General features: G+C 74.3%; 19 protein-coding genes. 3 read left to right on the forward strand and 16 right to left on the reverse strand.

Features of this window, described 5'->3' with window-relative positions; translation table 11 throughout:
* The first annotated feature begins 417 nt into the window (after window positions 1–417).
* Entirely contained in the window at window positions 418–693 is a 276-nt protein-coding gene (locus ACIRPH_RS27685) for a hypothetical protein (protein ID WP_402919472.1), read from the forward strand.
* A 221-nt stretch (window positions 694–914) separates the two neighbouring features.
* Here ACIRPH_RS27685 and ACIRPH_RS27690 read toward each other — a convergent pair whose 3' ends face one another.
* The 7 genes from ACIRPH_RS27690 to ACIRPH_RS27720 all read right to left on the reverse strand — a co-directional run bounded on the left by ACIRPH_RS27690 (window position 915) and on the right by ACIRPH_RS27720 (window position 10,242).
* Window positions 915–2,012 carry a GNAT family N-acetyltransferase gene (locus tag ACIRPH_RS27690; RefSeq protein ID WP_402919474.1) on the reverse strand — a complete coding sequence of 366 codons (1,098 nt, stop codon included), beginning with the start codon at window positions 2,010–2,012 and terminating at the stop codon, window positions 915–917.
* Window positions 2,013–2,202: 190 nt separating this feature from the next.
* Window positions 2,203–3,408, reverse strand: coding sequence for an imidazolonepropionase (gene hutI / locus ACIRPH_RS27695; protein ID WP_402919476.1), 1,206 nt, complete (start codon window positions 3,406–3,408; stop codon window positions 2,203–2,205).
* Window positions 3,408–4,745, reverse strand: a complete 1,338-nt coding sequence (locus ACIRPH_RS27700) for a formimidoylglutamate deiminase (RefSeq protein ID WP_402919478.1) — start codon at window positions 4,743–4,745, stop codon at window positions 3,408–3,410. The genes hutI and ACIRPH_RS27700 overlap by 1 nt, the downstream gene beginning before the upstream one ends.
* 110 nt (window positions 4,746–4,855) lie before the next feature.
* Complete coding sequence (locus ACIRPH_RS27705) at window positions 4,856–6,097, reverse strand: allantoate amidohydrolase (protein WP_402919480.1); 1,242 nt, start codon at window positions 6,095–6,097, stop codon at window positions 4,856–4,858.
* Entirely contained in the window at window positions 6,094–7,752 is a 1,659-nt protein-coding gene (gene hutU / locus ACIRPH_RS27710) for a urocanate hydratase (protein WP_402919482.1), read from the reverse strand. The genes ACIRPH_RS27705 and hutU overlap by 4 nt, the downstream gene beginning before the upstream one ends.
* Window positions 7,753–7,807: 55 nt before the next feature.
* Window positions 7,808–9,355, reverse strand: a complete 1,548-nt coding sequence (hutH, locus tag ACIRPH_RS27715) for a histidine ammonia-lyase (RefSeq protein WP_402919484.1) — start codon at window positions 9,353–9,355, stop codon at window positions 7,808–7,810.
* A 131-nt stretch (window positions 9,356–9,486) separates the two neighbouring features.
* Window positions 9,487–10,242, reverse strand: coding sequence for a MerR family DNA-binding transcriptional regulator (locus ACIRPH_RS27720; protein WP_402919486.1), 756 nt, complete (start codon window positions 10,240–10,242; stop codon window positions 9,487–9,489).
* Between the two features lie 305 nt (window positions 10,243–10,547).
* Here ACIRPH_RS27720 and ACIRPH_RS27725 point away from each other — a divergent pair, with 305 nt between their 5' ends.
* Complete coding sequence (locus ACIRPH_RS27725; RefSeq protein ID WP_402919488.1) at window positions 10,548–11,309, forward strand: IclR family transcriptional regulator; 762 nt, start codon at window positions 10,548–10,550, stop codon at window positions 11,307–11,309.
* Here ACIRPH_RS27725 and ACIRPH_RS27730 read toward each other — a convergent pair.
* Window positions 11,301–11,981 carry a hypothetical protein gene (locus tag ACIRPH_RS27730; RefSeq protein ID WP_402919490.1) on the reverse strand — a complete coding sequence of 227 codons (681 nt, stop codon included), beginning with the start codon at window positions 11,979–11,981 and terminating at the stop codon, window positions 11,301–11,303. The two genes, ACIRPH_RS27725 and ACIRPH_RS27730, sit on opposite strands and share 9 nt — an antisense overlap.
* Before the next feature lie 133 nt (window positions 11,982–12,114).
* Here ACIRPH_RS27730 and ACIRPH_RS27735 point away from each other — a divergent pair, with 133 nt between their 5' ends.
* Window positions 12,115–12,372, forward strand: a complete 258-nt coding sequence (locus ACIRPH_RS27735; protein WP_330157184.1) for a hypothetical protein — start codon at window positions 12,115–12,117, stop codon at window positions 12,370–12,372.
* A gap of 372 nt (window positions 12,373–12,744) precedes the next feature.
* On the opposite strand, the gene ACIRPH_RS27740 is transcribed toward ACIRPH_RS27735, so the two are convergent.
* The 8 genes from ACIRPH_RS27740 to yvcK form a co-directional block, all read right to left on the reverse strand.
* The gene (locus ACIRPH_RS27740) at window positions 12,745–13,119 is read right to left on the reverse strand and encodes an RNA polymerase-binding protein RbpA (protein ID WP_267948989.1); all 375 of its coding nucleotides are present in this window, start codon (window positions 13,117–13,119) and stop codon (window positions 12,745–12,747) included.
* A gap of 81 nt (window positions 13,120–13,200) precedes the next feature.
* Complete coding sequence (gene secG, locus ACIRPH_RS27745; RefSeq protein ID WP_267948988.1) at window positions 13,201–13,437, reverse strand: preprotein translocase subunit SecG; 237 nt, start codon at window positions 13,435–13,437, stop codon at window positions 13,201–13,203.
* A 279-nt stretch (window positions 13,438–13,716) separates the two neighbouring features.
* Entirely contained in the window at window positions 13,717–14,493 is a 777-nt protein-coding gene (gene tpiA, locus ACIRPH_RS27750) for a triose-phosphate isomerase (protein ID WP_402919494.1), read from the reverse strand.
* A gap of 73 nt (window positions 14,494–14,566) precedes the next feature.
* Window positions 14,567–15,751: a phosphoglycerate kinase gene (locus ACIRPH_RS27755; protein WP_402919496.1), complete on the reverse strand. Its 1,185-nt coding sequence runs from the start codon at window positions 15,749–15,751 to the stop codon at window positions 14,567–14,569.
* 136 nt (window positions 15,752–15,887) lie between these two features.
* Window positions 15,888–16,892, reverse strand: coding sequence for a type I glyceraldehyde-3-phosphate dehydrogenase (gap, locus tag ACIRPH_RS27760; protein WP_402919498.1), 1,005 nt, complete (start codon window positions 16,890–16,892; stop codon window positions 15,888–15,890).
* Window positions 16,893–17,223: 331 nt separating this feature from the next.
* A complete protein-coding gene (whiA, locus tag ACIRPH_RS27765) occupies window positions 17,224–18,204 on the reverse strand; it encodes a DNA-binding protein WhiA (RefSeq protein WP_267948984.1) in 981 nt (326 codons plus the stop codon).
* 202 nt (window positions 18,205–18,406) lie between these two features.
* Complete coding sequence (locus ACIRPH_RS27770; protein ID WP_402919500.1) at window positions 18,407–18,799, reverse strand: DUF488 domain-containing protein; 393 nt, start codon at window positions 18,797–18,799, stop codon at window positions 18,407–18,409.
* A 38-nt stretch (window positions 18,800–18,837) separates the two neighbouring features.
* Window positions 18,838–19,815 carry a uridine diphosphate-N-acetylglucosamine-binding protein YvcK gene (gene yvcK, locus ACIRPH_RS27775; RefSeq protein WP_402919502.1) on the reverse strand — a complete coding sequence of 326 codons (978 nt, stop codon included), beginning with the start codon at window positions 19,813–19,815 and terminating at the stop codon, window positions 18,838–18,840.
* Window positions 19,816–19,919: the final 104 nt, after the last annotated feature.

The following is a 19,919-nucleotide window of genomic DNA, read 5'->3' on the forward strand; positions in this document are numbered from 1 at the left end:
GCGGCCCGCTCCGGATCTGCAACACACTAGCCACGCGCACCACTCCGCGTTCACCGAATTCGCACATCCACTTCCGGAATTCCGGCGCGCCGACACGAGAAATCGGACGAAGAAGAGAGAAGTCGATCACCCGGCCCCATATCGCCCCGGCGCCATTTCCCGGCTCGCGGCGGCGGCACCCGAACCGCCCCCGGCGCCGCGCGACGGGGATCACAGCCCCTCCCGTACCGCGCGGACACGCTGGTCACCGAGGGCACTCGCGCCACACGTTGGCGCATATGTCGCCGGTCTTCGCTAGGCTTCGGGGCGACCCCGAACCCATGACGGAATCCCGGCGTTCAGCCGGATTCCGCGTTCGTACATGTGTATGATTAAGGGGTCCGCACATTCACGCGATACCGAAGGGAAATCCCCGCCGTGGTCACCGAGGTCTTCACGCGCAAGTACTGCGATCCCCACGCCGTCCGCGAGGAGAAGGTCGAGGCGAGTGAGGTCATCCAGTTCGCCTGGGACGGCGCCGTCCGCGAGGTCGACGCCTGCGGCGAGTGCTTCAAGGAGCACGAAGCCCGCCTGGAGCCCCTCGTCGACTACTCGCGTCCGGTGAAGAAGCGCCGCGTCACCAAGAAGTCCTCCCCCGCCTCCGCCGAGGACGCCGGGAACGGCGACGACGCCGCGGACAGCGACAGCGAGTAGCAGCAGGAGACCTCCGGGGAACGGTCCTCCCGTGCCCCAGGAGACACCTCATCGCGTCAACCGCGAGCGGGGGCGGCGACACCCCCGGTGGTCGCCGCCCCCGCGTCCTCGCGGCCCCGCCGCCGACACGCGTCACGGACGGGCGGCGGCCGGGTCTTCGGACCCGTCCCGCGGACGGGCGTCCCGCCGCCGGACCGCGCGGCCGGCGCCCGCCCGAGACCTCAGCCCTGTCCCATCAGCCGGGCGATCCTGCCCCCGTGCCGCGCGGCCCCGCCGGATCCCGCCTGCAGCGCCTCGGCGACCGGGACCCGGGCCTGCACGTACGGGCCGCCCTCCCCCTGGGACCGCACGGAGGCGCCCAGGCGCCGCATGATCCGCATCATCCCCGCGTTGGCCAGCGCGGTCTCCGCCCGCACCTCGGCCAGGCCCCAGTCCGCGGCGATCACGGTCAGCTCGCGGGCCAGGGCGGTGCCCACCCCGCGCCCCTGCCAGGCGTCCTCCACCAGGAAGGCGATCTCGCCGACCCCCGGGTCGAGGGTGTACATCAGGTGGCCCAGGGCCACCGGGTCCTCCGCTCCCCGGGGGCGCACCGCCAGGGTGAGCCCGCGCCCGGGGTCGCAGAACACCCTCAGCATGTACGGGCTCAGCTCCGCCATCCCCGCGAAGTAGCGGCTGCGCACGGTCTCCGCCGAGCAGCGCCGGTGGAGGTCGCTCAGCGCGGGCGCGTCGGCCTCGCGCACCTGGCGCAGGGACAGCTCCTCGCCCCCGGCGGTGCGGACGGCCCGGTCGGCGGGCACCGGCCCGGTCGAGGGCATCACCGAGCGCACGAGCGCTTCGGCCCGGCTCGACTCCGTCCAGGTGAAGGGGTGCGACCGCCGCCGGACGAGGACGCCGCGCAGCGGTCCGACGGGCACCAGCATGGCGGTGCCCTCCGGATCGGCGGCCTCCTCGACACGGGTCAGGTTGGTCCAGTGGGCCCCGTCCGCCGACAGGAGTTCGACCAGGGCGTCGGGAAGCCGGTTGGGGTGCGACCGCAGCCTCGCGGTGAGCAGCAGCGCCCGGGTGACGTCGTCCCCGACCTCGCGCCTCTGGGCGGGGACGGCCGTGACCGTTCCGGTGGGGCAGTGCTCGCCGAGCGCCCGGACGGCGCGGCCGTGGTCGCCGGGGATCTCGACGACGAACTCGTCGACCACCCCGGACACGTCCGTGTGGATGGAGAGTCCGACGATGTCGCCGCCGCATCGCGCGAGGGCGCCGACGACCCCGGCGAGCCCGCCCGGCCGGTCCTCGACAGCCGTCCTGATCCGCCAAAGGCTCACTGCGGCCCTCCCTGGGAGAAGGTGCACCCGCCGCCCCGGAACGACGCTGTTCCGCGGCGGCGGGACGCGCACCGACGTGGAACCAGGGTGGACGGCGCAGGTTTCGCGGACGTTAGCCGCCCGTTGAGTTCGGACGGCGTTTCGCGGGCGCCGGACCTCCGCGCGTCATACTCCGCCGGGCGGCCCCGGGTCAGGGCCGTCCGGCGACCAGCTCCCCGTCCTTCCAGACCGCCGCGACCTGCGGGACCCCGGGGCGGTAGGCCAGGTGGACGTGGTCGGGCGCGTCGAGCAGGGTGAGGTCGGCGCGCGCACCCGGGGCGAGGTGGCCGACGTCGGTGCGGCGCAGGGCCCGCGCGCCGCCCGCCGTCGCGGCCCACACCGCCTCGTCCGGGGTCATGCCCATGTCGCGGACCGCGACGGCGATGCAGAAGGCCAGGCTGGAGGTGAAGCAGGAGCCGGGGTTGCAGTCGCTGGCCAGGGCGACGACCGCACCGGCGTCGATGAGGGCGCGCGCGTCCGGGTAGGGCTGGCGGGTGGAGAAGTCCACGCCCGGGAGCAGGGTGGCGACCGTGGGCTCGGGGCGTCCGCCGGCCTCGGCCAGGGCCTCCACGTCGGCGGCGGACAGGTGGGTGCAGTGGTCCACGGAGGCGGCGCCGAGTTCGACGGCCAGGCGCACGCCCGGCCCCTCGCCCAACTGGTTGCCGTGCACCCGGGGCAGCAGGCCGCGCTCCGCGCCGGCGGTGAGGACGCGCCGGGACGCGTCCTCGTCGAAGGCGCCGCGCTCGCAGAAGACGTCGACCCACCTCGCGTGGGGCGCGCAGGCGTCCATCATGGGGCCGGTGACCAGGTCCAGGTAGCCCTCGGGGTCGTCGGCGTACTCGGGGGCGACCACGTGCGCGCCGAGGAAGGTCACCTCGTCGGTGACCCGGGCGGCGACGGCCAGGCAGCGCTCCTCGTCGTGCGTGGTGAGCCCGTAGCCGGACTTGACCTCCAGGGTGGTCGTGCCCTGGGCGCGGGCCTCCGCCACGAGGCGCCGCGCCCCCGCGAGCAGGTCGGCGTCGGAGGCCTCGCGGGTGGCGGCGACGGTGGTGCGGATGCCGCCCGCCGAGTACGGCTGCCCGCTCATGCGCGCGGCGAACTCGCGGCTGCGGTTCCCCGCGAACACGATGTGGGAGTGGCTGTCCACGAACCCCGGGAGGACGCAGCGCCCCGCGGCGTCGACCCGCGCGTCGGCGGCCGGCGCCTGGGAGCGCGGGCCCGCCCAGGCCACCCTGCCGCCCTGCACCACCAGGGCGGCGTCCCGGATCTCGCCCACGGCGCCGCGGCCCCGGGAGGGGTCGTTGGTGACCAGGGTGGCGATGTCGTCGATGAGGATGCTCTCGGGCACGTCGGCCATCAGTGGATCTCCTTGATCACCGTGTCGAGTTCGTGCGCGGTGTCGGGCACGAGCGTGTGGACGCCGTCGCGGACGGTCCAGCGGCCGTCGGCCATCACGTGGCGCACGTCGGCCGCGCAGGCCGCGAAGACGACGGCGTCGGCGGCGCGCGCGGGGTCGGCCCCGGCCAGCCGGACGCCGTCCAGGGGGATGTTGACCAGGTCGGCGCGGGCCCCGGCCCGCAGCGCGCCCGCGTCCTCCCAGCCGAGGGAGGCGTGCCCGTGGGCGGTGGCGGCGCGCAGGAGCGCGCCGGTTCCCAGGGTGCCTCGCCTGTGGGTGCGCAGGCGCTCGTGGAGCTCGACCGCCCGGGCCTCCTCGAACAGGTCGAGCTGGGCGTGCTGGTCCGTGCCCAGGGTGATCGGGGCGGGCAGCAGGTCGCCGGTGCGGGGCAGGCCGTCGGCCAGGTCCCGCTCGGTGGTGGGGCACAGGCACACGGTGGCGCCGGAGAGCCGGACGGCGCCGACGTCGTCGTCGGTGAGGTGGGTGGCGTGCACGAGGCTGGTGCGCGGCGTGAGCGCCCCGGCGTCGTCGAGCACCCGTGTCGGGGTGCGGCCGTAGGCGGCCAGGCAGGCCGCGTTCTCGGCCGGCTGCTCGGAGAGGTGGGCGTGCAGGGGCGTGTCGCGGTCGGCGGCGTAGGCGACGACGTCGGGCAGCTGCGCGGCGGGGACGGCCCGTACCGAGTGGACGGCGGCGCCCGCCAGCGCGTGGTCCCCGCCGGGGGCGAACCCGGCCGCCCGGTCGGCCCACCGCGCGGCGTCGCCGTCGCCGAAGCGCCGCTGGGCCCCCTCCAGCGGCCGGTGCGCCCCTCCGGGGGCCGGTCCGCCGGACAGGTAGCACACGTCCAGCAGGGTGATGCGGAGCCCGGCCTCGGCCGCCGCCCGGACCAGGGCCGCGCCCATGGCGTTGGGGTCGGCGTAGCGGGCCCCGCCGGGGGCGTGGTGGAGGTAGTGGAACTCGCCCACGCAGGTGACGCCCGCCAGGGCCATCTCCGCGTAGGCGGCCCTGGCCAGCCGCAGGTAGGTGTCCGGGTCGAGCCGGTCCGCGACGCGGTACATGGCCTCGCGCCAGGTCCAGAACGACCCGCCGCCCGTGTGGGTGCGTCCGCGCAGGGCCCGGTGGAAGGCGTGCGAGTGCGCGTTGGCCAGGCCGGGCAGGGTGAGGCCGGTGAGGGTCTCGGCGTCGGCGGGCGGGGCGGTTCGCGGGCTCACGGCGGTGATGCGGCCCCCGGCGGTCTCGACGAGCACGCCGTGCTCGGGGCTCCCGTCCTCGGCCCCGGTCCAGGCCCACTCGCACCACACGCGGCGCGGCGCGGGCCCGCCCCCGGGGGCGCGGGTCCCCCCGGTCCGTGCCCCCGGGGCTCCGGGAGCGGTTCCGGCGGCCCCCGCCCGCGGCGCCCCGGGAGCGCCGGTCACCGGGCGCCGTCCCGGCGCACGGGGCGGGCGAGGAGGTCCTGGAGGACGTCGGCGAGGGCGAGCACCCCGGCGTGGCAGTCCTCGGGGCGGGCGTACTCCTGCGGGGAGTGGGACACCCCGGTCGGGTTGCGCACGTACAGCATGGCGGTGGGCACGTGGGCGGCGAGCACGCCCGCGTCGTGTCCGGCGCCCGTGGGCAGCAGCGGAACGCGCGGGTCCGGGGCCCCCGCCCCGACCACGGCGGCCAGGCGGTCGCGGAGGCCGTGCGAGAACTCCACCAGGGGCGTGAGGGACTCGGCGGCCATCGCGTAGCCCACGCCGTGGTCGCTCGCGGCGCCCGCCGCGGCCTCGCGGACGCCGTCGACGACCGCCTCCAGGGACGCGGCGTCGGCGGCGCGGGCGTCCAGCCAGGCGCTGACCCGGGACGGGATGGCGTTGGTGCCGTTGGGGGCGATCAGGGCCCTGGCGACCGTGGCGCGGGCGCCGTGCCGCTCCGCCTGGGCCCGTGCGGCCAGGATCGCGTGCGCGAAGGGCAGCATGGGGTCGCTGCGGTCGTCGAGCCGAGTGGTCCCGGCGTGGTCGGCGCGTCCGGTGAAGTCCATCCGCCAGCGCCCGTGGGGCCAGATCGCGCCGGCCACGCCCACCGGGTGCACGGTGTCCTCCAGTGCGCGGCCCTGCTCCACGTGCAGCTCCACGAACACGTCCAGGTCGGCGAGCGCCCCTGTGTCGGCGCCCATCGCCGCCGGGTCGTGCCCGGCGGCCTCCATCGCCTGCCCCCAGGTGACCCCGGAGGCGTCGGTGAGTCCGCGCGCGCGTTCGGGGGAGACCTCTCCCGCGCTCAGCCTGCTGCCCAGGCACGGGACGCCGAACCGTCCGCCCTCCTCCTCCGCGAACACCGTGACGGCGAGCGGGCGGGCGGGTTCGACCCCGCGCCCGCGCAGCTCGTCCACGGCGGCCAGGGCGGCGGCGACGCCGAGCGGACCGTCGAAGGCCCCTCCGTCGGGCACCGAGTCCAGGTGGGATCCGGTGGCCACCGCCCCCGGACCGGGGGCGCCCCACCAGGCCCACAGGTTGCCGTTGCGGTCGGTGCGCACGTCGAGCCCGCGCGCGGTCGCGGCCTCCGTGAACCAGGCGCGGGCGTCGGTGTCGGCGCCCGCCCAGGTGTGTCGGCGGTAGCCGCCGCTCCCGGCGTGGCGCCCCACGGGCTCCAGGTCGGCCCACAGGCGGTCGAAGCTCACTCGCCCTCCTTCATGGGGACGCGGACGCCGTGCGCCTCGGCGACGCGCTCGGCCTCGGGGTACCCGGCGTCCACGTGGCGGATGACGCCCGTGGCGGGGTCGTTGGTGAGCACCCGCTCCAGCTTGGCGGCGGCCAGGTCCGTGCCGTCCGCGACGCTGACCTGCCCGGCGTGGAGGGAGCGGCCCATGCCCACGCCGCCGCCGTGGTGGACGGACACCCAGGACGCACCGGAGGAGGTGTTGACGAGCGCGTTGAGCAGCGGCCAGTCGGCGATGGCGTCGGAGCCGTCCCTCATGCCCTCGGTCTCGCGGTAGGGGGAGGCCACGGAGCCCGTGTCCAGGTGGTCGCGGCCGATGGCCAGGGGCGCGGAGATCTCGCCGGAGGCGACCAGCTCGTTGAACCTCAGCCCGGCCGCGGCGCGCTCGCCCTGGCCCAGCCAGCAGATGCGGGCGGGGAGCCCCTGGAACGCCACCCGCTCCCCCGCCAGGCGGATCCACCGGGCCAGGTGCTCGTTCTCGGGGAACAGGTCGAGGACGGCGCGGTCGGTGCGCGCGATGTCGGCGGGGTCCCCGGACAGCGCGGCCCAGCGGAACGGCCCGCGGCCCTCGCAGAAGAGCGGGCGGATGTAGGCGGGCACGAACCCGGGGAAGTCGAACGCCCGGGTGAACCCGCCCTCGCGCGCCTCGTCGCGGATGGAGTTGCCGTAGTCGAACACCTCGGCGCCCGCGTCGAGGAAGCCGACCATGGCCTCCACGTGCGCCGCCATGGACTCGCGCGCCCGGAGGGTGAACTCCTCGGGCTCGGCCCGGGCCAGGTCCTTCCAGTCCTCGACGGCGACGCCCGCGGGCAGGTAGGCGAGCGGGTCGTGGGCCGAGGTCTGGTCGGTGACGACGTCGACCGGGGCCCCGCGGCGCAGGAGTTCGGGGAACACCTCGGCGGCGTTGCCGAGGACGCCGATCGACAGGGGGCGCCGCTCGTCCCGCGCCTTCACGGCGAGGTCGAGGGCGTGGTCGAGGCCGTCGGCGCGCACGTCGAGGTAGCGGTGCTCGATGCGGCGGTCGATGCGGCTGCCGTCGCACTCGACCACGACGGCCACGCCGTCGTTCATGGTGACGGCGAGCGGCTGCGCTCCCCCCATGCCGCCGAGGCCCGCGGTGAGGGTGATCGTCCCGGCGAGGGTTCCGCCGAACCTCTTGGCGGCGACGGCGGCGAAGGTCTCGTAGGTGCCCTGGAGGATGCCCTGGGTGCCGATGTAGATCCACGACCCGGCGGTCATCTGCCCGTACATGGTGAGGCCCCGGGCCTCCAGGCGGCGGAACTCGGGCCAGTTCGCCCAGTCCCCCACGAGGTTGCTGTTGGCGATCAGCACGCGCGGAGCCCACTCGTGGGTGCGCATGATGCCGACCGGCCGGCCCGACTGGACGAGCAGCGTCTCGTCCCCCTCCAGGTCGCGCAGGGAGGCGGTGATGCGGTCGAAGCTGCGCCAGTCCCGCGCCGCCTTGCCGGTGCCGCCGTAGACCACCAGCTCCTCGGGGTGCTCGGCGACCTCGGGGTCGAGGTTGTTGTGGAACATGCGCAGGGCGGCCTCCTGCGGCCAGCCCTTGGCGGACAGGGCGGTGCCGCGCGCGGCTCGGACGGTACGCGGGGTGCTCATGCGGGCTCCTCGTTCGTGGTGGGCCGGCGCGGCCCGGTGCCGGGCCGCGCCGGGGTCAGGCGAGCGCGGTGACGGTCTCGGCCGCCCCGACCACGGAGCCGTCGGCGACCATGGCCGCGACGGCGGCGATCTCGGGGGCCAGGTGGCGGTCGGGGCCGGGACCGTCGACCCTCTCCCGGACGGCGCGCAGGACGGCGCCGGTGGCCGGGCCGGGCCGCAGCGGCGAACGCAGGTCCAGGGCCCGGGCGGCGGTGAGCAGTTCCACCGCGAGCACGCTGGTCAGGCCGTCCACGGCGCGGCGCAGCTTGCGGGCGGCCGACCAGCCCATGGACACGTGGTCCTCCTGCATGGCCGAGCTGGGGATGGAGTCGACGCTGGCGGGGACGGCGAGGCGCTTCAGTTCGGAGACGATGGCGGCCTGCGTGTACTGGGCGATCATGTGCCCGGAGTCCACGCCGGGGTCGTCGGCGAGGAAGGCGGGCAGTCCGTGGGAGCGGGACACGTCGAGCATGCGGTCGGTGCGGCGCTCCGCGATGGACGCGGTGTCGGCGACCGCGATGGCGAGGAAGTCGAGGACGTAGGCGACGGGCGCCCCGTGGAAGTTGCCGTTGGACTCGATCCGCCCGTCGTCGAGCACGACCGGGTTGTCGATGACGCTGTCGAGTTCGCGCCCGGCCACGAGGAGGGCGTGGGCGAGGGTGTCGCGCGCCGCCCCCGCGACCTGGGGGGCGCAGCGCAGGGAGTAGGCGTCCTGGACGCGGTTGCAGTCGGGGCCGCGGTGGGAGGCGACGATCGGGGAGTCGGCCAGCAGGGCGCGCAGGTTGGCGGCGGAGGCGGCCTGCCCCGGGTGCGGGCGCAGCCGCTGGAGCTCGTCGGCGAACACCCTGTCGGTGCCCAGGAGCGCCTCGACGCTCATCGCGGCGGTGATGTCGGCGACCTTGAGCAGCCGCTCCAGGTCCGCACAGGCCAGCACGAGCATGCCGAGCATGCCGTCGGTGCCGTTGATGAGGGCCAGCCCCTCCTTGGCGCCCAGTTCCACCGGGCGGATCCCCGCCTCGTGCAGGGCGGTGGAGGCGGGCTTGGCCTCACCGGCCGCGTCGCGTACGTCGCCCTCGCCCATCAGTGCGAGCGCCACGTGCGACAGCGGCGCCAGATCGCCGGAGCAGCCGAGGCTGCCGTACTCGTGGACGACCGGCGTGATCCCGGCGTTGAGCAGGGCGGCGAGGGTCTCGACGGTGGCGGCCTCGACGCCGGTGCTGCCGGAGGCCAGGGTGCGCAGGCGCAGGAGCATGAGGGCGCGGGTGACCTCGCGCTCGACCTCGGGCCCCGTGCCCGCCGCGTGCGAGCGGATGAGCGAGCGCTGGAGTCGGGCGCGCAGGTCGGGGGCGATGTGGCGGGTGGCGAGCGCGCCGAAGCCCGTGCTGACCCCGTAGGCGGGGACCTCGCCCCGGGCGAGGGCCTCGACCCGTTCCCGGCCGTGGCGGACGGCCTTGCGGGACTCCTCGGAGAGGGTGACGCGGGCGCCGTGGCGCGCGACGTCGAGGACCTGGGCCGGGGTGAGCGGGGCACCGCCGACGACGACGGGAGGAACTGCTGTGGACATGACCCCATTGGACCGCCCGGACGGCCCCCGGTGAAGCGCTGACACGGCGGTTCCGTCTGACATCTCAGACACGGGGGCGCGGGGCCCTCACCGCCGACCGCGGACGGGCGCGGTTCCCGCGCGTCCGCTCCTCAGCCGGGCGGCGCCCCCGCGGTCCGGCCCGCCCCGGCACGGCCCCGCGCGGCCGGGGGCCGCACGTCCACGACCCGGCTGAGCAGGGCGGCCGCGTGGAGCATGGCCGCGCCCCTCGCGGTCAGCCCGCCCTGCCAGTCCTCCAGGGCGCCGGCCAGTGCGTCGGCGCCCCCGGCCGCGCGGATCCGCCCGACCACCGCGGCGATGTGCCCCAGGGGGTGGCCCCCGCGCCTGAGGAGGTGGGCCAGCTCGGCGTCGCGGACGTCGTGCGGTCCGAACACGCGGTACCCGGTGGAGGGGTCCCTCCCGGGGGCGAGGATGCCGGCGGCCTCCCAGTTGCGCAGGGTCGCCGGGGTGACGCCCAGGCGGCGCGCGAGCGCGCCGACGGTGCGGGTCCCGGCGTCCGCCGGCCGCTCCGGGCCGGCATCGGCCCGCCCCGTGAGGCGGCCGAGCGCCTCCCGCACCGCGGCGAGGGTCTCCCGGTCCCGGAGCAGCTGGAGGTGGCCCCGGTCGATGACCTCCAGGGCGTCCTCGGTCCGGCCGTCGTGGAGCGCCCGCATGATCCTGCCCGCGGACGTGTACCCGTGGGCCGGGACCAGGGCGAGGTAGGCGCGGAGGGCCGCCGCGTGCGCCTCGGTGTAGACCCGGTAGCCGCTGGGGGTCCGCTCGGCCGGCGGCAGGAACCCGTCCCGCTCGTAGTTGCGTACCGCCTGGGTGGAGATACCGTGCTCGTGCGCGAGGTCGGATGGTCGCATCGTGGTCCCTGGTTCGGGGCTTCGCCGGATGTCCGTCCGGCGAGGACGACCGGGGTCTCAACAGTTTTCCAAGGATAGGGCGCAGGCCCCGGGGCCGGGCGCAGGGGGTTCCCGCCCGTGTCCCGCACCGCCGCGGGGGCCCCGGACGGCCGGCACGCCCCCGCGTCGGCCGACCGTCCGCGCCCGCCGCCCGGCGGCGCCGGGGTCCGCGGCGCCCGGGGCCCGGGAGGCGGGACGGGGCCCGGGAGGCGGGACGGGGCCGTTCGGCCCCTGCCGGGACCGGCGGGGCGTGGGACAATCGGCGCATGAGCCTCGTCCCGGCCGCGACACGGGCCCTGCGACTGCTCCGGTTCCTGGCGGCGCGCCCCGGGCCGGTGTCCGCCTCGGCCGTCGCCGCCGGGCTCGGCCTCCCGCGCTCCAGCGTCTACCAGCTGCTGGAGGCCATGGCGGAGGAGGGGTTCGTGACCCACCTCCCGGAGGAGCGCCGCTGGGGCCTCGGCGTGGCGGCGTTCGAGATCGGCTCCGCCTATCTGCGCCACGACGGCGTGGAACGGCTGGCCCGCCCCCTGCTGCACCAGCTCACCGAGAGCACCGGCGCGACCGCCCACCTGGGCGTGCTGCACGGGGCCGACACCCTGTACCTGCTCAAGGAGCAGCCGCCGCACGCCGCTCCGCTGATCACCGGGGTGGGGGTGCGCCTGCCCGCGCACCTGACCGCGTCGGGGCGGGCGATGCTGGCGCGCCTGCCCCGCGCCCAGGTGCGCGCCCTGTACCCCGACGCGGCGGCGTTCACCGACCGCACCGGGCGCGGGCCGGCCACCCCCGGGGAACTGCGGCGGCTCCTGGAGGAGGAGCGGCGTCAGGGCTGGTCCATCGAGGACGGCCAGGTCACCGAGGGGTTCGTGTCGGTGGCGGCGGCGGCCTCGGACCACAACGGCCACCCCGCCGCGGCGATCAGCCTGACGGTCCCGAGCGCGCGGCCGGTGACCCCGCGGGCGCTCGCTGGGAGGGCGCGCGACGCCGCCGCGGAGCTGACCCGGCGGCTGGACGGGCGCGCCTCACCGTAGCGGCGGGGTCCGCTCCACGACCGAGGGCAGCGGCGCGGTGCGCTCCACCATCCTCAGGATCCTCTCCTTGTGCTCCTTGGGCACCTGCACGTAGAACTGCGTGGGCGCGTCCACCGGATCCAGCCCGAGGCTCTCGGCGGTCTCCGCCCAGCTCGGCAGTTCGGTCCCGGTGCGGTGGGTGTCGAGCACGAACTCGATGAAGTACGTCAGCCGGCGCCCGCCCGTGTGCACCTCGCGGACGCGGCGGATCTCGGGCCACGCGATGAACGTCCCCTCGCCCGGGAACCACCACTTGCGCTCCTGGAGGACCGTGACGCCGTCGCTGTCGGCGCTGATGCCCTGGCGGGTGATGCGCTGGGGCAGGCCCCGCACCAGGAGGAGGTTGCTCCCCGGGCCGATGAAGAGCATGGTCAGGCCCGCCACCGCCCACAGCGAGACCGAGCCGACGGTGGACTCCTCGCCCAGCACGTGCCAGACCATGGAACCCAGGACGACCAGGAAGCCCAGGGTGAGGGCTCCGGAGAAGTACGCGGCGGTCATCCACATCCGCGTGTTGGGGCCGCGCAGACTGACGTACCGGCGCAGGTGCGAGACACCGCCGGGGGGCTGGGTCAGGTCCGAGGGGACGCCCCGCACCACAGGGGGCACGTCCGCGTTTTCGGGGGAGGCCATACCCCCATTCTTCCAACTCTTCCGGGTGCTCCGTGCGGTGGAACCCCCGTGGAGCGGGCCCGGCGGTGGCCGCGCCCGGCCAATCCCGCCAAAGTCCGGGCGGCCGGGGCGGCGGCCCACTAGAGTCCGGTCCATGAGGCCCAACGCGAACGAGTACGAGACCGAGCTGCGGCTCAACGGCGAGGTCATCGTCCTCGACGGCATGCCCTACCAGGGTCGCACCGTGCTCCCGGAGGGGCCGGAGCAGTTCGCTCCCCTGGAGCGCTGGGCCAAGGGGGTGGCCGAGACGCTGGGAGAGCCGGTGACCTGGCGTGCCATGGAGAAGGGCGAGCTCGCCGGACGCGGAACCGTGCAGCCCGGCCCCGGGGCTCAGAACCGCCGGGCGCTCTGAGCTCCGCACTTGGCGCACTGGAACTTGCGGTCGTCGCCGAGAATCCAGTCGTGGTCCCCACCGGTAGGACACGCTGACATCGACACCATCTCCTCAAGGGGATTCGGGGGTGTGCGTGGCGATCACCCTATGCCTCACCAGCCACACCAGTCCCGAGAATGAGAGAGTTGTTCCCTTCTTCATGTCTAAGGAGGGTTTTCGGTCGACCCGACCTGGATTTCGCCACTCTCCGACATGATGTACACACGCTACGTGATCGCGAGGACTTCCGGGCGGACGGGGCCGAAGCGGGCGCCGCGACGGCCGCGAACGCGGGAAGGGGCCCGTCGCGACGGCGACGGACCCCTTCCGCGAGGTCTGCGGGACCCCGGCCTAGTTCTGCGCGGCGGCCCTCATGTGGGCCTCGACCGCGGCCCGGTCGGCGCGCAGCTTGGCGAGGGCCTCGTTCAGGATGAGCTTGCCCTCCTCCTCGCTGCGGCGCTCCTTCACGTACGCCAGGTGGGTCTTGTAGGGCTCGGTGCGCGGCGGTGAGGGGGGGTTCGCCTTGTCCTTGCCCGCGGGGAAGCCGCAGCGCGGGCAGTCCCACTCGTCGGGGACCAGAGCTTCGCTCGCGAAACTGGGCACGACCTCGTGCAGGTTCGCGCAGTAGAACGGAACCCGCACGCGCGGGGCTGCCTCGCCCCGCTCCGCCTCGCCCATCGGGCCGGCTCCGACACGGCTGCCACGGATGGCACTGCCACTACCCACGAAAAACTCCTTCAGCGAACTGGCCCACCGGATGATCGGGCGAGCTTGACTGTGGACTGGGGGCGCCCCGCGGCTCGCGGGTCACATGCCCCGGTTGATCAGCAGGCCGAGAACGACGATCGAGAGGATCCACGCCACCGCGATGACGATGGTCATCCGGTCCAGGTTGCGTTCGACCACCGAGGATCCGCCGAGCGAGGACGTGACGCCACCGCCGAACATGTCGGAGAGGCCGCCGCCCTTGCCCTTGTGCATGAGCACCAGGAGGACCAACAGCACGCTGAGAAGCATCACGAAGATGGACAGACCGAGGATCACACGCTCACCCGTAGCTCGACCCCGCAGCGGGGGGATGGAAACCTCGATCCCCTATTTCCCGCCCGTACCGGCGGCGGCGCCGCGGCACCGGGCCTGCACGGAGAAGGGGAAGGAGGAGACCGGGGACAATTTCGGATTTTACCGTGCCTTGCCGGCACGGGTGGGGAAACCGCGAGGCACGGAGAACCCCACAGCGAAGTCTAGCCCGACCGCGGACCTGTCGGGCACTCCGCCCGTCACCGTTCGACATCGAAGGGTGACGGGCGGGACGGCCGGGGACTACTTCTCGCCGAAGCGGATCACCTTGACGAACTCGTCCGCCTTGAGGCACGCGCCGCCGACCAGGGCGCCGTCGACGTCGTCCTCGGCCATGATGCCGGGGGCGTTGTCGCCCTTGACCGAGCCGCCGTAGAGCACGCGCACCGCGCCCGCGACCTCGGGCGAGTAGAGCTCGGCCAGGCGGGCGCGGATCGCCGCGCACACCTCCTGGGCGTCCCCGGGGGTGGCGACCTCTCCGGTGCCGATGGCCCACACGGGCTCGTAGGCGACCACGATCCGCTCGGCCTGCTCGGCCGTGACCTCCTTGAGGGCGCCGTCCAGCTGGGCCAGGACGTGCTCGACCTGCTGTCCGGCCTTGCGGACCTCCAGCCCCTCCCCGACGCACAGGATCGGCACGATGCCGTGCCGGTAGGCCGCCTTCACCTTGGCGTTGACCAGGGCGTCGTCCTCGTTGTGGTACTCGCGGCGCTCGGAGTGGCCCACCAGCACGTAGGAGCAGTCGAGCTTGGCGAGCATGGAGCCGGAGATCTCACCGGTGTAGGCGCCCTTGTCCTGCGCGGAGATGTCCTGTGCGCCGTAGCCGATCTTGAGCTTGTCGCCGTCGACCAGCGTCTGCACGCTGCGCAGGTCGGTGAACGGCGGCAGGACGACGACCTCGGCGTTGTCGTAGTCCTTGTCGTTCAGCCCGAACGCCAGCTTCTGGACGAGCGCGATGGCCTCCAGGTGGTTGTTGTTCATCTTCCAGTTGCCCGCGATGAGCGGCAGGCGCTTGGCCATGTTCGTACTTCCTGTCTGGGAGGGATCGGGTCGGTGGCCGACCTGGTGCGTCGGCCTTCCGGGGGGCGCGGGACTACCGGAGGGCGTCGATGCCCGGCAGGTCCTTGCCCTCCAGGTACTCCAGGCTGGCGCCCCCGCCGGTGGAGATGTGGCCGAAGGCCGCCTCGTCGAATCCCAGCGCGCGCACGGCCGCGGCGGAGTCCCCGCCGCCGACCACGGTGAACGCGTCCGAGTCGACCAGGGCCCGGGCCAGGGCGCGGGTGCCGCCCGCGTACGGCTCCATCTCGAAGACGCCCATCGGGCCGTTCCAGAACACGGTCCTGGCGTCGGCCAGCTTCCCGGCGAAGAGCTCCTGGCTCCTCGGGCCGATGTCCAGGCCCATCCGGTCGGCCGGGATGGCCTCGACGTCGACCGGGGCGTGCGGTGCGTCGGCGGCGAACTTCTCGGCCGCGACGACGTCGACGGGCAGGACGATCTCCACGCCCTCGCGCTCGGCGCGCTCCAGGTAGCCGCGCACGGTGTCGAGCTGGTCGGCCTCCAGCAGGCTGGAGCCGACCTCGTAGCCCTTGGCCTTGAGGAACGTGAACACCATGCCGCCGCCGATGAGGATGCGGTCGGCGGTGCCGAGCAGGTTGTCGATGACGCCGAGCTTGTCGGAGACCTTGGAGCCGCCCAGGACCACCGCGTAGGGGCGCCGGGGGTCGGCGGTGAGCTTGCGCAGGACCTCGACCTCGGTCAGGACGAGCCCGCCGACGGCGTGCGGGAGCTTGCCGGGGAGGTCGTAGACGCTGGCGTGCTTGCGGTGCACGGCGCCGAAGGCGTCGCCGACGTACAGCTCGGCGAGCTCGGCGAAGCGGTCGGCGAGCTCTCCCCGCTCGGCGTCGTCCTTGCTGGTCTCGCCGGGCTCGAAGCGCACGTTCTCCAACAGCGCGACCTGGCCGTCCTCCAGGGAGGCGGCGGTCGCCCGGGCGGACTCGCCCGCGGTGTCGGCGGCGAAGGCCACCTCGGCGCCCAGCAGCTCGCCCAGGCGGGCGGCGACCGGCCGCAGGGAGTAGCGGGGGTCCGGGGCGCCCTTGGGGCGGCCCAGGTGGGCGGCGACGATGACGCGGGCGCCGCGCTCACGGAGCTCGGCGATGGTCGGCAGGGCCGCGCGGATGCGCCCGTCGTCGGTGATGCGCTCTCCGTCCAGGGGCACGTTCAGGTCGGCCCGGACGAACACGCGCTTGCCGGAGACGTCGAGGTCGTCGATCGTCCGCATGCTGGTCTCCTCGTTGGGGTGTGGTCTGCTCTGTCCCGGACGGTACGGCCGGGGGGTGCTCACGACGGCACCCCTCCGCGCGCACTGCGGGCGAAGGGGTGCCGTCTCACGCGCCGGTGGCCAGGGGGCCGAGGCGTTACAGGCTGGAGCCGACCAGCTTGGCCAGGTCGGCGAGGCGGTTGGAGTAGCCCCACTCGTTGTCGTACCAGCCGAGGATCTTGACCTGGTTGCCCGCGACCATCGTCATCTTCGAGTCGAAGGTGCAGGAGGGCGGGGTGCCGACGATGTCGGAGGAGACGATCTCGTCCTCGGTGTAGACCAGGACGTCCTTGAGCGGGCCCTCGGCCGCGGCCTTGAACGCGGCGTTGACCTCGTCCTTGGTGGCCGGGCGCTCCAGGGTGACGACCAGGTCGGTGGCGGAGCCGTCCGGGACGGGGACACGCATGGCCATGCCGTCCAGCTTGCCCGCGAGCTCGGGGATGACCAGGGCGGTGGCCTTGGCGGCACCGGTGGTGGTCGGGATGATGTTCTGCGCGGCCGCGCGGGCACGACGCAGGTCCGAGTGCGGGAAGTCCAGGATGACCTGGTCGTTGGTGTACGCGTGCACCGTGGTCATCAGGCCCTGGACGATGCCGAAGCTGTCCAGGAGCACCTTCGCCATGGGCGCCACGCAGTTGGTGGTGCAGGAGGCGTTGGAGATGACGTGGTGGTTCGCGGGGTCGTACTTGTCGTCGTTGACGCCCATCACGACGGTCAGGTCCTCGCCCTTGGCGGGCGCGGAGATGATGACCTTCTTGGCGCCCGCGGCGATGTGCTTCTTGGCGTCCTCGGCCTTGGTGAAGCGACCGGTGGACTCGATGACGACGTCCACGCCCAGGTCGGACCAGGGCAGCTGGGCCGGGTCGCGCTCGGCGAGGACCTTGATGTTCTTGTCGCCGACGCGGATGAAGTCGTCACCGACCTCGACGTCGCCGTCGAGGGTGCCGAGCACGGTGTCGTACTTGAGCAGGTGCGCGAGCGTCTTGGTGTCGGTGAGGTCGTTGACCGCGACGATTTCGATGTCGCTGCCGCCGGCGGCGACCGCTCGCCAGAAGTTGCGGCCGATCCGACCGAAGCCGTTGACGCCTACACGGATGGTCACGGAACCAATCTCCTCATATGTCGCACATCAGTTTCACCCGCGCGTCCGCACACTCCCGGGGAAACCGGACTGGTACAGCCCGACCCAACCGTGTTGAACAGCGTGAACGCGTAACAGGTGTTCACAAAGAGCCTAGCGGAATGTCGACGGGGAGCCGTTCCGACCCCGCGTCCAGCGACCCGCCACCCCTCGCGGGTTCGCGACCATCCTGACATCGCAAAGCTAAGAGGTCTATACCATTTTCGGAAGTTATCCGGGAGTTTTCCCAGTTAACAAAGCCGAACATCCGCATTGCGGCCCTGTTGCCGACCCTTCCCCGCCCACCCGGGGCTCAGGGGACGAGCATGTCCGGAGTGAGGTTGGCCTCGGTCCCCTCGATGCCCAGGTCGCTCGCCCGCTTGTCGGCCATCGCGAGGAGCCTGCGGATGCGGCCGGCGATGGCGTCCTTGGTCAGCGGGGGGACGGACAGCTGGCCCAGCTCCTCCAGCGACGCCTGCTTGTGCGCCAGGCGCAGCTGGCCCGCCGCGACGAGGTGCTTGGGCGCCTCGTCCCCCAGGATCTCCAGGGCCCGCTCCACGCGCGCCCCGGCCGCGACCGCCGCACGCGCGCTGCGCCGCAGGTTGGCGTCGTCGAAGTTGGCCAGGCGGTTCGCGGTCGCCCGCACCTCCCGCCGCATCCGGCGCTCCTCCCACGCCAGCACGCTCTGGTGCGCGCCCAGCAGGGTCAGGAGGGCGCCGATGGAGTCGCCGTCGCGGACCACCACGCGGTCGACGCCGCGCACCTCGCGCGCCTTGGCGTGCACCTTGAGGCGGCGGGCGGCGCCCACCAGCGCCAGCGCGGCCTCCGGCCCGGGGCAGGTGACCTCCAGGGACATCGACCTGCCCGGCTCGGTCAGGGAGCCGTGCGCGATGAACGCGCCCCGCCACGCCGACTCGGAGTCGCAGGCCCCTCCCGCCACCACGTGCCGGGGCAGGCCCCGCACCGGGCGGCCGTTGTTGTCCACCAGACCCGTCTGCCGGGCCAGGGACTCGCCGTCCTTGATCACCCGCACCACGTACCGGTTGCCCTTGCGCAGCCCGCTCGGGGAGAGCACGACCACCTCGGACTCGTGTCCGAACACCTCCGAGATGTCCTTGCGCAGACGCCGTGCGGCCGCACCGGTGTCGAGCTCGGCCTCGATCACGATCCGCCCGCCCACCAGGTGCAGTCCCCCGGTGAAACGCAGGATGGTGGACACCTCCGCCTTGCGGCAGCATGGCTTGAGAATGGCCAGACGGCTCAACTCATCCTTCACCACGCCGGTCATCGCCATCGCTGCGATCCTCCCCTTGGAACAGCCCGGACCGGCACCGCGCGCTCGGTACCGGGGATGCGTCCCCGCGGGCTGGCCGCCGGGGACTTTCTCCGAGGCAGACTACGTCACGGGACGCCCGGTGCCGACCCCCGGACGGCGTGTCGCCCCCGCGCCCGCCCCTCCCAACCGGGGCGCTGTCGGCCTTCGTGGCGGTGTGGGGTCAATTGCCCCCCGCCCCCGGTAGGAGCCCCTCCAGGTGGTCCCGCAGGACGACGGCGTGGTTGTGCTCCACGTCCTTCGCGGCGTACAGGAGGGTGACCGGCCCCCGGCGGGCGGCGTCGAGGATCGGCGACAGCGCCTCGGGGCGCGAGTCCAGCTCCGCCCGGTAGCGCTCGGCGAACTCGCGGAAGCGCTCCGGGTCGTGGCCGAACCAGGTGCGCAGCTCACTGCTCGGAGCGGCCTCCCGGACCCAGCGGACGCCCTCCATGTCGGCCTTGCCGACCCCGCGCGGCCACAGGCGGTCCACGAGGAAGCGGGCCCCGGGGGGCTCGCCGCCGCCCCGGTCCCGCACCTCGTCGTAGACGCGCTCCAGGTACACGTTCCGATCGGCCATGACCCCGGTCTTCCCCGGCCCGCGGCCGGAGGAACCCGTCAGTCGACCAGGATCCGCTCGAAGGCCGCCGCCAGCAGCTCGGCGTCGTGGCGGGGGCTGCCGTCGGAGCACGACAGGTCGCCCAGTTCCAGGCGTCCGCCCAGTTCACGCGTGACCGCCCGCAGCGGCGCCGCGTCGTCGACGGTGCCGCGGTCGGCCAGGACCACGTCCACCCCCAGCTTGGGGGCGTGCTCGCGCAGGACCTCCAGGTAGGTCTCGGGCCGGAAGTCGTCGGTCTCGCCCCTCTGCGGCGACAGGTTGAGGGTCACCAGCCGCCGCGCCCGGGTGGTGACCAGCGCGTGGGCCAGGTCGGGGACCAGCAGGTGGGGGAGCACGCTCGTGAACCAGGATCCGGGGCCGAACACGATCCAGTCGGCCTCGCGCACCGCCTTGACGGCCTGCGGGCTCGCGGGCGGTGCCTCGGGGATCAGGGAGACGGAGCGCACCCGGCCGCTGGTGCTGGCGCACGCCACCTGCCCGCGCACCGTCGTCAGCTCGTCGGGCCGCTCCGGGTCCACGCCCGAGACCTCGGCGGCGATCTCCAGAGGGACCGAGGACATCGGCAGGACCCTGCCGTGGGCGCCGAGCAGCTGCCCGACCCAGTCCAGTCCGGCGACGGAGTCGCCCAGCAGCTCCCACAGGGCCACGATGAGCAGGTTGCCGACGGCGTGGCCGTGCAGCTCGCCCTCCGAGCTGAACCGGTGCTGGAGCACCTGGCTCCAGGTGTGGCCCCACTCGTCGTCCCCGCACAGGGCGGCGAGCGCCATGCGCAGGTCACCGGGGGGGAGGACCCCCAGCTCCTGCCGGAGCCGACCGCTGGAACCACCGTCGTCGGCGACCGTGACGACCGCCGTCACGTCGGTGGTCACCCTTCGCAGGGCGGAGAGGGAGGCGTGCAGCCCGTGTCCCCCGCCCAGCGCGACCACCCGGGGCGGGCGCGGCCCGTCCCCGTCCTCCGGCCCGGTGCTTCTCGCCATGGCTGTGGCCTGCCCCCTCGTCCCGACTGCAGCGGACGCGCCGGACCGTGCCGCCGAGGACGGCGGGCAGCAGGTCGGCACACGCCCCCGGTCCGCCGGCGCCC

The sequence above is a fragment of the Nocardiopsis sp. NPDC101807 genome, from assembly GCF_044766605.1.
GTDB lineage: Bacteria > Actinomycetota > Actinomycetes > Streptosporangiales > Streptosporangiaceae > Nocardiopsis > Nocardiopsis tropica.

Excerpts from the sequence above, each read along its gene's own strand:
- hutH (WP_402919484.1), bottom strand. The coding sequence starts at position 9,355 with ATGTCCACAGCAGTTCCTCCCGTCGTCGTCGGCGGTGCCCCGCTCACC.
- ACIRPH_RS27735 (WP_330157184.1), top strand. The coding sequence starts at position 12,115 with ATGAGGCCCAACGCGAACGAGTACGAGACCGAGCTGCGGCTCAACGGC.
- whiA (WP_267948984.1), bottom strand. The coding sequence starts at position 18,204 with ATGGCGATGACCGGCGTGGTGAAGGATGAGTTGAGCCGTCTGGCCATT.
- ACIRPH_RS27770 (WP_402919500.1), bottom strand. The coding sequence starts at position 18,799 with ATGGCCGATCGGAACGTGTACCTGGAGCGCGTCTACGACGAGGTGCGG.
- ACIRPH_RS27730 (WP_402919490.1), bottom strand. The coding sequence starts at position 11,981 with ATGGCCTCCCCCGAAAACGCGGACGTGCCCCCTGTGGTGCGGGGCGTC.
- yvcK (WP_402919502.1), bottom strand. The coding sequence starts at position 19,815 with ATGGCGAGAAGCACCGGGCCGGAGGACGGGGACGGGCCGCGCCCGCCC.
- ACIRPH_RS27720 (WP_402919486.1), bottom strand. The coding sequence starts at position 10,242 with ATGCGACCATCCGACCTCGCGCACGAGCACGGTATCTCCACCCAGGCG.
- hutU (WP_402919482.1), bottom strand. The coding sequence starts at position 7,752 with ATGAGCACCCCGCGTACCGTCCGAGCCGCGCGCGGCACCGCCCTGTCC.
- ACIRPH_RS27755 (WP_402919496.1), bottom strand. The coding sequence starts at position 15,751 with ATGCGGACGATCGACGACCTCGACGTCTCCGGCAAGCGCGTGTTCGTC.
- ACIRPH_RS27725 (WP_402919488.1), top strand. The coding sequence starts at position 10,548 with ATGAGCCTCGTCCCGGCCGCGACACGGGCCCTGCGACTGCTCCGGTTC.
- hutI (WP_402919476.1), bottom strand. The coding sequence starts at position 3,408 with ATGGCCGACGTGCCCGAGAGCATCCTCATCGACGACATCGCCACCCTG.
- tpiA (WP_402919494.1), bottom strand. The coding sequence starts at position 14,493 with ATGGCCAAGCGCCTGCCGCTCATCGCGGGCAACTGGAAGATGAACAAC.